The sequence below is a fragment of the Roseibium sp. RKSG952 genome (assembly GCF_009711355.1).
The window spans coordinates 16,074-30,952 of the sequence record NZ_SMMF01000887.1; the positions used below are offsets into that span (position 1 = coordinate 16,074).

The 14,879-nt window shown below is 57.0% G+C and carries 13 protein-coding genes; 6 read left to right on the forward strand and 7 right to left on the reverse strand.

The window, feature by feature from the left end; genetic code table 11:
• Nucleotides 1–94: 94 nt before the first annotated feature.
• The 4 genes from E1297_RS14200 to E1297_RS14215 all read right to left on the reverse strand — a co-directional run bounded on the left by E1297_RS14200 (nt 95) and on the right by E1297_RS14215 (nt 4,055).
• On the reverse strand, nt 95–1,048 hold the full coding sequence (locus E1297_RS14200) for a LysR family transcriptional regulator (protein ID WP_155139217.1): 954 nt from the start codon (nt 1,046–1,048) through the stop codon (nt 95–97).
• Nucleotides 1,049–1,052: 4 nt separating this feature from the next.
• A complete protein-coding gene (locus tag E1297_RS14205; RefSeq protein ID WP_155139219.1) occupies nt 1,053–2,030 on the reverse strand; it encodes a quinone oxidoreductase in 978 nt (325 codons plus the stop codon).
• A 156-nt stretch (nt 2,031–2,186) separates the two neighbouring features.
• On the reverse strand, nt 2,187–2,903 hold the full coding sequence (locus E1297_RS14210) for a CDP-alcohol phosphatidyltransferase family protein (protein WP_209015795.1): 717 nt from the start codon (nt 2,901–2,903) through the stop codon (nt 2,187–2,189).
• 210 nt (nt 2,904–3,113) lie between these two features.
• Complete coding sequence (locus tag E1297_RS14215) at nt 3,114–4,055, reverse strand: DUF2182 domain-containing protein (RefSeq protein WP_209015796.1); 942 nt, start codon at nt 4,053–4,055, stop codon at nt 3,114–3,116.
• Nucleotides 4,056–4,264: 209 nt separating this feature from the next.
• Between E1297_RS14215 and E1297_RS14220 the strand changes: the two genes are divergently transcribed.
• The gene (locus E1297_RS14220; protein ID WP_155139221.1) at nt 4,265–5,512 is read left to right on the forward strand and encodes a UbiH/UbiF family hydroxylase; all 1,248 of its coding nucleotides are present in this window, start codon (nt 4,265–4,267) and stop codon (nt 5,510–5,512) included.
• Nucleotides 5,513–5,523: 11 nt separating this feature from the next.
• On the opposite strand, the gene E1297_RS14225 is transcribed toward E1297_RS14220, so the two are convergent.
• Nucleotides 5,524–6,591: a CaiB/BaiF CoA-transferase family protein gene (locus E1297_RS14225; RefSeq protein WP_155139223.1), complete on the reverse strand. Its 1,068-nt coding sequence runs from the start codon at nt 6,589–6,591 to the stop codon at nt 5,524–5,526.
• 23 nt (nt 6,592–6,614) lie between these two features.
• Complete coding sequence (locus tag E1297_RS14230) at nt 6,615–7,574, reverse strand: AEC family transporter (RefSeq protein WP_155139225.1); 960 nt, start codon at nt 7,572–7,574, stop codon at nt 6,615–6,617.
• Between the two features lie 200 nt (nt 7,575–7,774).
• Here E1297_RS14230 and E1297_RS14235 point away from each other — a divergent pair, with 200 nt between their 5' ends.
• From E1297_RS14235 to hspQ, 3 genes are all read left to right on the forward strand, one after another.
• Nucleotides 7,775–8,671 (forward strand): lysophospholipid acyltransferase family protein, encoded by an 897-nt coding sequence (locus E1297_RS14235; protein WP_155139226.1) that lies wholly within the window; start codon nt 7,775–7,777, stop codon nt 8,669–8,671.
• Between the two features lie 94 nt (nt 8,672–8,765).
• The gene (locus tag E1297_RS14240; protein WP_155139229.1) at nt 8,766–9,809 is read left to right on the forward strand and encodes a CoA ester lyase; all 1,044 of its coding nucleotides are present in this window, start codon (nt 8,766–8,768) and stop codon (nt 9,807–9,809) included.
• A 111-nt stretch (nt 9,810–9,920) separates the two neighbouring features.
• Nucleotides 9,921–10,244, forward strand: a complete 324-nt coding sequence (gene hspQ / locus E1297_RS14245; protein WP_155139231.1) for a heat shock protein HspQ — start codon at nt 9,921–9,923, stop codon at nt 10,242–10,244.
• Between the two features lie 103 nt (nt 10,245–10,347).
• Here hspQ and E1297_RS14250 read toward each other — a convergent pair whose 3' ends face one another.
• Entirely contained in the window at nt 10,348–10,959 is a 612-nt protein-coding gene (locus E1297_RS14250; protein WP_155139233.1) for an invasion associated locus B family protein, read from the reverse strand.
• A gap of 265 nt (nt 10,960–11,224) precedes the next feature.
• On the opposite strand from E1297_RS14250, the gene E1297_RS14255 reads away from it, so the two are divergent.
• Complete coding sequence (locus tag E1297_RS14255; RefSeq protein WP_155139235.1) at nt 11,225–13,105, forward strand: extracellular solute-binding protein; 1,881 nt, start codon at nt 11,225–11,227, stop codon at nt 13,103–13,105.
• Between the two features lie 19 nt (nt 13,106–13,124).
• On the forward strand, nt 13,125–14,492 hold the full coding sequence (locus E1297_RS14260; RefSeq protein ID WP_196223317.1) for a class I adenylate-forming enzyme family protein: 1,368 nt from the start codon (nt 13,125–13,127) through the stop codon (nt 14,490–14,492).
• Nucleotides 14,493–14,879 lie beyond the last annotated feature (387 nt).

Genomic DNA, 14,879 nt, shown 5'->3' on the forward strand with positions numbered 1-14,879 from the left:
TTCCGGAGTCATCCGGGCGGCCATCAATCTGTCACAAAAAAGTTGCCTCAAAACGGCGCTCAACCAAAGCGCTCATTTGCGCACGCATTGATGCCTAAATAGCATCAATGTCTCGCAATTGATCCTTGAGAGCGATCAAGGAATGGTCAAAGAACATGCCCGGTGCCAACGCCAAGGCTCTAAGTGAAGACGTCACGACACAAAGACGGTCATTTTGCAGCGGTTCATCTGCCAAAGGCCGAAAAACCAGTTTTCCAAGTAAAAGATCCTCTTCGGAACCAATGCGGGTCTGAAATCCGATCACCGTATCGGAGCGCGCAAGCGCACGCATCAAACGAAGCGAATTTGCCTCGACATAAGTCTTCGTGGCTCCTGCAATCCCGGCGCGGACAGAATCGAGCCGCGTGCGCAAGGAAAGACCCTCTGCCGGAAAGGCCACAGGAAACTTCATGCAGTCGGCAAGCGTCAGGCTCTCCTCTTGCACCAGAGGATGGTCCGGCGCCATCAAAGCACCAATCGCAAGGTCATGATGAAAAGCCACCGTCAGGGCGGATGTCTGCGGCGGATCAAAGGTGAAGCCGACATCAGCTTCGCCGCCCTCCACCAGCCGCGCGGTTTCCTGCGAGGACGTGACGATGATCCGGACGTGAATGCCCGGAAAGGCCTTCCGGAATCCGCTGATAATCGTGGGAAGCAACTGCTCCGAGACGCTCTCGACGGTCGCCACCGTCACAGACCCGCGCCGAAGCCCCTTCAAGGCATCAAGCTCGGCAATGGTGGCATCGAAATCGGAATAGGTCCGCCGGACATGCGCCAAAAGCACTTCCCCGGCTTGGGACAGGCGCAGCTTGCGGCCGACGCGCTCAAACAACTGCATTCCGAGCGCTTCTTCCAACCAGAGCACCTGGCGATTGACCGCGGACGAGGCCACATTCAGCTCGCGCGAAGCCGCCCGGATCGAACCGAGTTCCGCGACCATGGCAAAGTACCGCATGGCCGGCGCATAAAGGTTGCGCGCCTTGTCCTGATTTCCGACCGCCCCGCGCATGACTTTAAGGGATCAACACCGTTGTGCCGGTGGTCTTCCTGCCTTCTAGATCCTCATGGGCCTGCCGCGCATCTGCCAGCCGGTATTCCTGATTGACCCCGATCTTGACAGTTCCGGACCGGACCACCTCAAACAGATCCCCGGCAGTCTTCTCCAGATCACTGCGTGCGGCAACGTAGGTGAACAAGGTCGGCCGCGTGGCATAAAGAGACCCCTTCGGTCCCAGCAAGGCGAGGTTGAAATCCGTGATCGGACCGGATGACTGCCCAAAGCTCACCCACAGACCGCGCGGCTTCAGACAATCCAGAGACCCCGGATACGTGTCCTTGCCCACCGAATCGTAAACGACATCGCAGCCCTTCCCGCCGGTAATTTCGGCAACACGCTCGACGAAATCCTCGGTCCGGTAGTTGATGACATGCTGATAGCCGTGAGCCTTGGCAAGCGCGGCCTTTTCTTCCGAACCGGCTGTCCCGATGACCGTCGCTCCAAGATGGGAAGCCCATTGACCGGCAATCAGGCCTACGCCACCGGCCGCTGCATGGAAAAGCAAGGTCGTCTCGGGCCCGACCGTGAACGTTTGCCGCAACAGGTACTGCGCTGTCATGCCCTTGAGCATCATCCCGGCTGCGGTCTTGTCATCGATTTCGTCCGGAATCACCATCAACCGGTCTGCAGGCACAAGGCGCTCCTGGGCGTATGCTCCCAAAGGACCGACATAGGCGACCCGGTCGCCCGGCTTCACAAGGCTGACGCCGTCGCCGACGCTGACCACAACCCCGGCCCCCTCATTGCCCGGCACGAACGGCGTCCCGCTTGGTGACGGATACAAACCGGACCTGAAATAGGTATCGATGAAGTTCAGCCCGATCGCGGTGTGGCGGATGCGCGCTTCTCCGGGACCCGGCTCCCCGACCGGAACCTCCTCCCAGGAAAGGACGTCCGGACCACCGGTTTGATTTACACGCATTGCCATAACCATGGGAACCTCCCTTGCCCGACCGGGCACCAGCAACTTTAGAAAACGATTTTGATCCTACCGCCTTGCAGATTGAAACAAACCGCGCAAGGCCTCGCGATCATGGTTCACACCATGCACCGCCTTTGCAACGCAGTTTTCCCGGCAAATTTCCGGAAATCAGAAATAGCGTTCGATCAGCTGCTGAACTGCGGACACCGACAACAAATAGAAGCTGCTGACCGTCAGCAGTGTTGCCGGGATACCCGTCAGGGCCATGCCGTTGATGACTGCCATGGCTGCCGCACCCAGCCACACGAAGGTGACCGCAAGTGTCAATGGACGCCAGCGCTTGACCCGAACCGGATGAACAAAGCGGATCGGCAGAAATGTCAGGACGCAACACAGTAGAACGAAGACAATCGTGAATGTCACCGAGGGCGACAACGCCATCAGGCCAAAAACGACCATGTTCCAGCCGGCTGGAAAGCCCTTGAACGATCCGTCCGGAGTTTTCATTCCGTTGTCGGCAAAATAAAGCGCACCGGTAAAGACAACCAGGCCGCCGCAGATCCAGTTCCACGGTTGTGGAAGCATGTCGCTGCCCGACAACGCAAAAGCCGGAAGAAACACATAGGTTGCATAGTCGATCACAAAATCGAGCGACGCACCTGACCAGCGCGGCAGCCGTTCCGCGACCTTGTATTTGCGGGCCAGCGGCCCATCGATCCCGTCCACGACAAGCGCGAGTCCGAGCCAGGCGAACATTTCGCCCCAGGCGCCACGGGCCCCGGCAAGCAGCGCGATCAGTGCGATCGGCGCGCCGGACGCAGTGAGCAAATGAATCAGGAAAAGGGCCGGTTCGCGGGCTTCCTTGTCGGGGGTAATGTCGGTCACAGGGCTACGATCTCTGCCATATTGATTTGGGCACCTTTGGGTCCGTGGAGGCCAGACCGTGGTGTGCTGTAAAGACCGGCAGCGAAATCGAGGCTGCTGCCGACTGGCTTATTATTTCAATTTCGTGACAGGTTGAATAGCCTTTTCTCGGAAATTTTGCGATGCAATTTTCCGGGAGAGCGGTGAATTTCCCATCATTCACAACAGGCATCAGCTGGCCAATCCGGAATAAATCGCCAGCGCCAGTCCTCCGCCCCATCCAAGAAACAGAACCCCGAGAGCCGGAGCGAAGAAGCGGCTCGGAAATGTTTTTTCGACAGCCATGAGCGCTCCCAAAAACGCAATCCAGATCACGTTCATGATCCCGACCGCAAACATTACGGTCATCATCGCCCAGCAGCAGCCGAGACACAGAAGCCCCTGCACCAGCCCTTCGCGCAAAGGCGCACTGTAAGACCTCCCCTTTGCTCCAGCATGCAGAAACACCCAACGCGGATACCAGCACCGCGCCAGACACGCCTGTTTAGCCGGTGTAAACTGGTAAAGACCAGCGGCAATCAGAACCGATGCCGTGACCGCCAGACTGATCGGCGCCATCATCGCGCCCAGCACATTCAGACCTGTCAAAGCCCATTGGGCGGTCGTGGCTACAATCGCATAGGCGGTCCACACCGCGATATAGCCTGATCCGACAAGAACTGCGTTTCGCGTGATGTCCCTTGCTGCTTGCCCGGATCGCGTCTCACTCACAACATATGCCCGCAGCATCGGAACAGTGCTCGGCAACATCATCGCGAGCACCATCGCAAACCACATCAAAAACACCTTGAAAACGTCCGGCAAACCCCATGCACCACCCGGCATTCCGAACGTGGTCACGTTTTCAGGCAGGCACAGCACCGCCAAGGCAGCCCTTGCTTCGGCAGGCAATCCCCAAAAGTCGTTGAACAGGTTGAAGATTCCCATGCCGGGACCAGCTTCGCCCATATCCATGAGCGGCACCATATCAATGACCATGGCACCGAGATAGGACCAGCCCGCCAGGGTCAGCACAGCCACGACACCGAGCACAAACGGCCAGGCGCGTTCAGAGGCCAAAAGCATTTCAACAGGTTTGGATGCCACGGTCATTGGCGGTGTATTGTCTGTCATCAGGCACTTTCCGCACCGGTTTTATCCGGCCCTGCGAACACAAAACTAGCACAGCCTTTACCCTAGCAGCATCGCGCGGTCTTTGATTTTTCGCATTCACCACCCGGCATGCGTCGACTAACCACGCACCGGAATTGCCGGCAGCCCCTTGCAATTTGGTTCGATTTTCACATCCTTCCCAAAAATGACGCGTGAGAGGAGCCAGTTTCATGGCAAAAACAGGAACGCCAATCGAGAGCGTTGACGTATGTGTTGTCGGCGCCGGGCCATCCGGCTTGTCTGCGGCCCTAGTCTTTGCCAAGCAAGGATTTTCCACTGCGCTGATTGCGCCGGAGGTGAACCACGCGGATGGACGAACCACGGCGCTGCTTCAGGCATCAATCGACCTTCTGGATCAGATTGGCGTCTGGGACGGCTTGGTACTCAAGACGGCACCGCTCGCCCGCATGCGCATGATTGACGATACGGGACGGTTGGTGCGGGCCCCGGAAGTCACGTTCGACAGTGTCGAACTCGAACTGGACGCGTTCGGCTACAACATCCTTAACACTGATCTTAACGCAGCACTTGAAGATGAAATCTCCAAGTCTGATAATATTCTATACATCAATGAGATAGCATCTTCTTTTAACCTCGGATCCGAGTGCGCACTGATTGAAACGGCTAGCGGCAGGGTCATTGAAGCGAGCTTGCTGATTGCGGCGGACGGTCGCAATTCGAGCGTTCGCGAGGCAGCGGGAATTGATGTGCGGCGCTGGTCTTATCCGCAGGTCGCCTTGGTTTTGAACCTGGAACACGAACGCCCTCACCACAACATTTCAACAGAATTTCATACGCCCACAGGACCTTTTACTCTCGTCCCCTTGCCGGGGCGTGCATCTTCGCTGGTCTGCGTGGAGAACACCGAGGGGGCAGACCGCCTTCGTGGACTGAACAAGGACGATTTGGCTTTGGAGCTGGAACGCCGCGCCCACTCCATTTTGGGCAAGTTCAAGGTGGCCAGCAAGCCTCAAACCTTCCCGCTGTCAGGGATGAATGCGAAAGCCTTGACGGCAAACCGGGTGGCCCTTGTCGGCGAAACCGCCCACGTCTTTCCGCCCATAGGCGCTCAGGGTCTCAATCTTTCCCTGCGCGATGTCGCAGCGCTGGGACGTGTTGCGGCTGAGGCGCGTTCGAAAGGGGCCGATATTGGCGCGCCCGAGGCTCTGTCCAACTACGAGCGCGAGCGCAAAACAGACATTGTCACCCGCACCGGTGCCGTTGATTTGCTCAACCGTTCACTCCTGACGGACTTACTGCCGCTGCAAGTGGCCCGCAGCGCCGGACTTTATCTGGCCGACAAGGTTACGCCGCTTCGTAAATTGCTGATGCGTGAAGGCATGGCGCCCGGCACAAAGGCACGGACGTCTTTTCGCATCAAAAGGCCAGCGTGGCCCAAGCGCCTTGGCGCGAGATAGGCCGCACAGATTCAAGCAGCAGGCTCTCTCCGGAAATGCGGTGCGATCGGGCTGACAAATGCTTCCAATTCGGCCTCCCCCGCTTCAATACGGCCGGCAAACAACTGCCGGCCGTTAAAATGAGGGTCCGCCCGCGCTGCCTCGAAGGTCTCAACCACGGTTACACAGCAATTGGCCGCTTGAAGAAGCGGCCGCCATTCCTCCGCAGATTTCTGCGAGATCTTGTCCGCGACAGCCGCAATGGTCTCATCGACAGTCTTATGGTCTGCCCGCCATTCTGGCGCCAACTCAATCAGGTCGCAGAACACGTCCCAGAATTTCTGCTCAAGTGCGGCGACAGCAATCATCCGGCCACACCTTGCCGGATAAAGGCGGTATCGCGCAGACCCGCCCGTCAAGAGGCCGGTTCCGCCTTCAGGGGCCTTCCGGCCCGCAATATGCTCTGCGTGAGCAAACAGGCCGTATGTGAACATCGCGTCGGACATCGCAATGTCGATATGGCATCCCTTGCCTGTTTTCTGACGATCCAGGACGGCCAGCAAGATATTCATCACGGCTGGAAACGACCCGCCTCCGATGTCGGCCATTTGGGCTGGCGGAACTGCAGGATGTTCCGGCGTTCCACAGGACTGAGCCAGCAATCCGGTTAACGCCAGATAGTTGAGGTCATGCCCCGCCTCTCCGGCACGCACGCCTCTTTGACCATAGCCGGTTACTGAACAATAGATCAGCCGCGGATATTGCCTTGAAAGGGCGTCGTATCCCAAGCCCAGACGCTCCATGACCCCTGGCCGGAACTGCTCAACTACAATGTCAGCTGTCTCCAGGTGAGAACGAAGGATCTGAACGGCATCCTTGCTTTTCAAATCCACCTCAAGAACCTTCTTGCCCGCATTCAATTGATGATACAGAACCGGCTCACCCTTTGTGAAAGGCGGAAACCGGCGCATGTCCTCCCCTCCGGGACGCTCGACCTTGACGACCTCGGCCCCGGCCTGCGCAAGCATCAGAGTTGAAAGCGGTCCCGGCAAGAGTGTCGTAAAATCAAGGACTTTCAGTCCGGAAAGCGGTTTTGACATGAACAAGATCCTCCCAGATCGTTTTAGACAGACCCAATCTCGAGCATTCCGGCCGAAATCGCCCAGATGAAGCCGGTAACTGTGAACACGGAAACGATGGTGCCGATCAGCACAAAACTCGAGGCACGCTGAACATAGGTGCCGTATTGCTGTGCAATCACGAACACATTGGTCGCTGGCGGCAGGCAGGCCATCAAGACGGCGGTTGCGACCCAGATCGGCTCAAACCCTCCCACCCAGCTCAAGAGCAGGAACACCAAGACCGGGTGAACGATCAGCTTGACGATAAGAACGGCCGGCAACTCGATCGGCATGCGCCCGACGGGACGCAGTGCAACGCCCACCCCCATTGCAAACAGCGCGCAGGGCGCTGCCGCATTGCTCAGATAAAGCAGGAGCGTATCAATCGCCTGCGGCGGCTTGAAGTCGATTGCGGCAGCCGCAATGCCCAATAAGGTCGCAAGAATAAACGGGTGCGTGAAGACTTTTGTGAAGATGCCTGCAACGGTCTTCAGAAACGGCTGTTTTTCCGTCCCGCCGATCGCCATCATCAACGGGGCAAGAATGAATATCAGCGTATTGTCGAAACAGAATATCAGCGCCGTTGGAACGGTTGCCTCCTCGCCGAGGACCGCAAGCGTCAGGCCCGGTCCCATGTAGCCGATATTGGAGTAGGCGCCGGCGATCCCGAGAACGGTGGATTCCGGAATGCTGCCATTGGTGGCCAGCACACCAATGCAAAAGGCGATCGCAAACACCGTGTAGGTGGTGAAAGTCGTCGCCGTTACAAATGAAAGGTCCGTCAGCACCTCGAGCGGCGTTTCGGACAACAGCCGGAAGAAGAGCGCCGGAAGTGCCACGTAGATCACGAAAAAATTCATCCATGCCAGACCGCTCTCCGGCAACTTGCCGATCTTGCCAGCTGCAAACCCCAGAAAAATCAGCCCGAAAAACGGAAATGCGAGCGCAATGACTTCTTGCATGGACAGGTCCGGTACATTCGCGGCGCGTCGGAAGACCCACTTCGGGCATGAGGAAGACCGTTCCCGCTTGCATCCCGGAACCGGCTTGGCTAATCACGCCTAACCCGATCCTGAAACATGGTCAATCTCCCGGTCCGCTTGCTGTTTCGCGGGACACCGGAGAGTTTTCAAACAATCGCCGGACATGGCCAAAAGACTTCATGCAAAAAACGTCAGTTTTGAAAGCCCTGCAATACAATCTGGAAGCCGCGGCCCTTCATGCTGCCGTCTTCGTGTTCCGTTTGATTCCGGTGGATGCCGCTTCCGCAATCATGGGCTTTTTATGGAAGACATTTGCCCGGTTCAATTCACGTCACAAACGGGCTTTGCGCAACATCGAGCGGGTGATGCCGGACACGTCGCCTGAGGAACGGGAACGGATTGTGCTCGGAATGTGGGACAATCTCGGGCGCGTCGCTGCCGAAACGTTTTTCATCGACCGGCTGTTGCGTCAAAATGAGCGCTTCGACCCTGTTGCCGACGAAATCAGCCAGAAGGTTCTGGATGAAAAAAAACCTTGCGTTTTCGTATCGCTCCATTCCGGCAATTGGGAACTTGTCGTGCAACCGGCCGTCCGTGTCGGTGTCGAAATCACCGGCGTTTATCAGGCCCTGAAAAACCCGAGCGCAGATGAGCTGCTGCGCAGCATGCGCAAGGATCTCTATCACGGCGGTCTGTTTTCAAAAGGACACGATACCGCACGTAAACTGATCAGCGCACTAAAGCGCGGCACAACCGTTGCCATGATGGGAGACCTTCGGGAAAAGCGGGGCGTAACCGTGCCGTTCTTCGGCCAACCGGCCTATGCCACACCTGTTCCCGCCTCCCTTGCCCGCAACGGCCGGCTGCCTATCATCATGGGCCGCACGATCCGCAAGAACGGAGTGCATTTCCGGGTCGAGGCCCGCGCTATCGAGGTCCCGGTCACCGATGACCGGAAAGCGGACATACAAGCCGCCACGGAAGAGATACACCGAGTCTTTGAGGAGTGGATCCGCGAACACCCCGAACAATGGATGTGGATCCACCGCAAATGGGCCCAGAAGAAAAAGCGGTAACTCCGCATTCCTGAACATCTGCGCCTTTCGGGGAATGGATGCAGTGCAGCACCCGCGTTATAGGGTCTGAAAGTCCAAAACTGGAGAGATAGTCATGCACAAGACACCGGGCGCCTTTTTCAAACCGCTTGCCATCGGTGCGCCGGCTCCATTGCGGGAGCTTCCAACACGATTGGAACGCATGATTCATTTCGTGCCGCCTCACATCGAAAAGATGCGCGCCAAGGTTCCCGATCTTATTGCAAAGGTCGATGTTGTTCTTGGCAATCTCGAGGACGCGATCCCGGTCGATTCAAAAATCGATGCCCGCCGGGGTTTTATCCAGATGGCACAGGAAAACGATTTTGGCGAAACCGGACTCTGGACGCGGGTCAATTGCCTGAACAGTCCCTGGTTTCTGGATGATCTCATGGAAATTGTTCCTGCTGCCGGGGACAAGCTTGACGTCGTCATGCTGCCAAAGGTCGAAGGCCCCTGGGACATCCACTATCTCGATCAACTGCTGGCCCAGCTCGAGGTCAAGGCCGGCCGGACCCGGCCGATCCTCATTCACGCGATTTTGGAAACTGCGGAAGGCGTGAAGAATGTCGAGGCCATCGCAGCTGCAAGCCCGCGCATGCACGGCATGAGCCTCGGCCCGGCCGATCTTGCAGCGTCGCGCGGGATGAAAACGACCCGGGTCGGCGGCGGCCACCCGGACTACGGCGTCTTGAGTGATGCTCTCAATGGCCAGCAGAGAACCGCTTTCCAGCAGGATCTGTGGCATTACACCGTGGCCAAGATGGTCGATGCCTGCCTGTCGCATGGCCTGAAACCGTTTTATGGACCGTTCGGCGACTTTTCCGACCCGGAAGCCTGTGAGAGCCAGTTCCGCAATGCGTTCCTTATGGGCTGTCTCGGCGCATGGTCGCTTCACCCGACCCAGATCGAGATCGCCAAGCGGGTCTTCAGCCCGGAACCCGGTGAAGTCGCCTTTGCCCAAAAGATCCTCGACGCCATGCCGGACGGTACCGGCGCGGTGATGATCGACGGCAAGATGCAGGATGACGCCACGTGGAAACAGGCGAAGATCATTGTCGATCTTGCCAAGCTGGTTGCAGAAAAGGACAGTTCGCTCGCTGAAGTTTACAGACTCTAGTGCGATTGCCTGTTAGCCTGACACTGGCGAATGGATGAACGCGCGGCAGCTTGCATAACGTGATCCTCCGCGCTATCTCCCGCCTGAACTGTGAAAAGTCAGGTAAGCACTATGCGTACGGCAAAATTTAAAATCGGTCAGGTCGTACGGCACCGGATATATCCCTTTCGGGGCGTCATTTTCGATGTCGATCCGACCTTTAACAACACCGAGGAATGGTGGAACGCCATTCCGGAAGACGTACGGCCCCGTCGAGATCAGCCATTTTATCATTTGCTGGCTGAAAACGAAGAAACCGAATATGTCGCTTATGTGAGCGAACAGAACCTCGAAGTGGATGTAACCGGCGAGCCCGTCAGGCATCCTCAGGTCGAAGAGATCTTCGAAGAGCAATCCGACGGCTCCTACATCCCCCGCTCGGTGGGCATGCACTAGACTGTGTGTCACTTGCAGCTCAACGCCGCTGTCCAATCCAAATAAAAAACCACCGTGTAACTGAGCTACACGGTGGTTTCATGTTTTGAAGTCTTGCGGGTGTTTACTGAGCGGCTTCCTGAGCGTCGATCAGCTTTTGGCGTGCTTCATCCGCCCGGCGCTGCAACTCGGCCTGAAGCTTTTCCTGCTTGGCCTGCAGTTCCGCAACGTCCATCGGCTCGCCGTCATACACTTTGGTAAAGCCCATCAAGGTCAAGTCCATCGGAATTGCCTTGGCCTGCTGGTTCAAGGTGGTCAGAACCAGTTTGCCGCCCTGCTTCATGGAGGTAATGAACGAGTCGTCGATCACAAGCTCGGAGTAACAAGCGTTCGGGAAACAGATCCCGTATTTTGCCTGTTGCTGCTTGCCGCTGTCGATCTGGACGCGCAGGCCCGGCTGGATCAGCATGCCTGTCGGCACAGCAACCAGAAGGGTCTTGCGGGCCTCGCCTTCGATCTCGCGAAGCGCCACGGAGGCCAGGAACTGTCCGGTATTGGTGCGAAGCTCCTGCGTGACCAGGCAGATTTCCTTGTTCACGTTAGGGTCAACATTGCAGACCTTAACCCAAGGGGAATCCGTCTCAGCACTCTGGGCTGAAGCGCCAGATACCGGAACGGAGAAAGCGAGCGCAGCAAGCGCGCTTCCAATCAATCCCCGTTTAAAAAACTTCGTCATTCGAACCATCCTCAATCGTCCGTCTGCAGTCATTCAAGCGTCGTTCTGAGGCAAGTCTGCACCGACTTCAAGTCCTCACAGCCGCATTTGATCTCACAACCAGCGTAGCGCATTTATTGCGGCAGAAGGGTGACCGTTATGCAACGGTTTTGCCTATCCAAAGAGAAGTTTGAATATCTTATGCCTAGCTGTTGCCACAACCACACAACTATAACCCTGTGTGGTAACGTGCCCCAAACAGAATCACGGTGATTTGGCAGTCCAGATGAAAGTTTCAATTCCAGCGCTCTTCAAAACCAGCCGCCGCCAGGTCTTGGCGCTCTTGTCGATGTCGTCGATTGCGGTGTTTTTGAACAGCAACACCCAGCTCCTGGCAGATGACAGCGACACTCCCTGGACCCATGGCATCGCCATGCATGGCACGCCAGCCCTGCCGGAAGACTTCAAGTCACTGCCCTACGCCAATCCGGATGCTCCGAAAGGTGGAACGCTGACCCTCGGCGTGCAAGGAACATTCGACAGCCTGAACTCCTATATTGTTCAAGGCGGGTGGACATCCGCCCGTGGCATGCGTGAGCGTGACTTCGGCAACAACATCTGGGAGAGCCTTCTCGTACGCTCCTACGCAGAACCCTTCTCGCTTTACGGGATGATTGCCGAAGCGGTCCGCATGCCAGACAGCAGGGAATGGATCGAATTCAGGCTCAATCCGAAGGCGGCCTTCTCGGACGGAACACCGATCACTGTCGAGGACGTCATCTTTTCGCTCGACATCATCCGGGACAAGGGGCGCCCCCCTTACCGCAACTGGTATAGCGAGATCGTCGACAAAGAGATTACCGGTGACCGGCAAATCAAACTTACGTTCAGGAATGGTGACAACCGCGAACTGCCCCTGTTGGTCGCTCTGGCACCGATCTTGTCGAAAAAACATACGGATGCGGAAAATTTTGACAAGTCGACATTAACACCACCCGTGGGAAGCGGGCCTTACACATTCAAGGAAATCGTTCCCGGACGGCGGGTCGTCTATCAGAAAAACCCCGGCTATTGGGCGAAGGATTTGCCGGTTACAGCCGGTTTTTACAATTTTGACGAGATCCGGATCGACTACTACCGGGATGAAACGACCCTTCAGGAAGCTTTCAAGAAAGGGCTTTTTGACGCCCTGCAATTCCGCGATCCGACGAGATGGGCAACCGGCTTTGATTTTCCGGCCGCCAGGGACGGACGGGTCAAGCAACTGGAGATCGAACTCGGAACACCCGTAAAATTCCAGGGCATGGTGTTCAACACCCGGCGGGAACAATTTTCCGACATCGCGACGCGGCGGGCGCTGCGGATGCTGTTCGATTTCGACTGGGTCAATCGCAATCTCTATTTCGACCTTTATTCCAGAACCGCCGGATATTGGGACAAATCGGATCTCTCTTCGATCGGCACCCCGGCGAGCGATCGCGAACGCGAATTGCTCGCACCATTCCCGGATGCGGTGAGAACCGACGTTATGGAAGGCACATGGTTTCCCGCCAACGGCGATGGCACAGGGCGCGATCGGAAGGTTCTGCGCGCCGCACTCGAGGAATTCGGAAAAGCGGGCTTTGCACTGAAGAACCGGAAGCTGGTCAATTCCGAAACCGGTGAGCCTCTGACTTTCGAAATCATGACAAAAAACGAGGACGAGGAAAAACTCGCACTTGCCTATGCCAGAACCCTTGAACTTCTTGGCATTGAAGTGTCGATCCGCACCGTCGACCCCTCGCAATTCGAGGACCGGCGAGTGCGGCGCGAATTCGACATGGTCTTCAACACCCTGACAGCTTCGCTATCACCAGGAGCAGAGCAATATGGCCGCTGGTCTTCCAAGGCCGCCGATGCGCCGGGCTCCTTCAATACCGCTGGCGTAAAAAACCCTGCGGTTGATGCGATGATAGATGCGCTTGTGGCGGCACGCAGCGATGATGACTACGTCGCAGCAGTCAGAGCACTCGACCGCGTGCTCATTTCCGGGGCCCATGCCGTTCCGCTGTTTCATGTTTCGCAGGACTGGATCGGCTATTGGGACCGGGTTTCGCCGCCGGACCAGCATTCACTCTACGGTCACCAGTTCGACACCTGGTGGGCGGAACAGGTTGACAGCAAGTAATCAAATCAAAGCTGATGACATGAAACTCGCGATACCGAACCTTGCCGGACAATTCTACAAAAGTGGCGCTTGGGGCAACACCACTCTGAACGGCCTTATCAAGACGACTGCCACCCGTTTTCCGGATCGTCTGGCCATCGCGGACGCGCCGGACCGTTCGAACTGGACCGGAGGAGTTCCGCGCCAACTGACATATGCGCAAGCGGATGCAGAGATCGATAGGATTGCCGCCTTGTTCCGGAGTGCGGGCCTTGTAGCAGATGAGATCGTCGGCATGCAGGCTCCCAATTCGGTCGACGCAGTGGTCACCTTTCTTGCCGCGCTACGTGCCGGATTGATCGTGTCGCCCCTGCCCCTTCACTGGCGCGACGACGAAGTGCTGCACGCCCTCGGAGCCCTTGATGCAAAAGCCTTTATCTCGGCAGACTGGATAGAAACCAGAGACAGCGCGTCGTCGGCGCGCAATCTCGCAGCCGAGCTGTTTGGCTTGCGTTTTGTCTTTGGTCTCGGATCAAACCTGCCGGACGGAATGATTTGTCTCGGGACAATGCTTGAGGAACTCGGCGACGGGCTCGCATGCGATTTCCAAGAGCCTGATGATCCGGCGAATCATTTGACAACGATCTGCTGGAGCCAGAGCGATCCGGAACCGGTTCCGGTCACACGGACCCACAATCAATGGCTATCCGCTGGCCGGGCAGTGTGCGACGCAGCCGGTTTTGAAGAAGGTGCGGTGATCCTCTTGCCTTATTCATTGACCGGATTGACGGGCATTGGCGCGGGCCTGGCACCCTGGTTGCTCACGCGCGGCACGCTGCATCTTCACTATCCGACGAGCGTCGAACAGCTGGGTACCCACGCAATTACGGTAGATGCCGACTGGATCCTCTCTCCGGGTCAATTGGCGAACGCATTGAATCGGCAACTCGGTTCCGAAAGCGGCAGGATAGTGGCCGCCCACCCGGTCAGCCACATGCGGCCCCAGGCCCATTCGGAAACCGGCTCCGTGATTGATCTCCATGTTGCAGACGAATTCGGCCTTGTTGCAGCCAGTTCCTGTATACAAGCAGCCCTTTCGGAACAGTCTTCCATGGATCATGCTGAAGGCAACCGGCACATTCATCACTCGACGCATCTCGAGATCCTTGTCCCCCCAAACGCGGAAAGCACCTCCCGTTCATCCCATCCGCTGTTGTTTCGCGGACCGATGGTTCCGCAAACCGGCTGGAACGGCACGCACCGGATCGCGGGTCTGGCGGTGACCGATGACGGATGTCTCGAAACCGCGCTCGATCTGGCCTTGCAAGACGGTTTGTTTGCCGGTTTCTCACCGGGAAAACCATCGGATGGCCTTTCCGGACCCCGCCGGGTGCCCGAAGTTGCATAGACCGAATTCCATCAGGGAAGTATTTTATAAACTGCACGAAATCATTGGGCATTCGCCAACTGCTAACATGAGCACCTCGATTTACCAATTTCAGGTGTGATATCTTTCCAATATGTGGTTAGAGGTGCTCAGATTGAGTCTCGCCCGAATAAGCACAATCTTGAACATGAAGACCGGGCAAACGGTGGATGGCCGCCCTTGGACCCGTCCGCACAGTTTTGCGCGGTCACCAGATCCGGCCGGAAGATCTATAAATCAACAACCCGGGCATGAGCTTACGATTGGTCGCCAATGTCGCTCAGCTGCTTCAAACGCTCATCAACATCGAAAAGGCTAGCTTGTAACATCAAAGCACACTCTGTCCTGCTTTAGTAATCCCCTGACAGT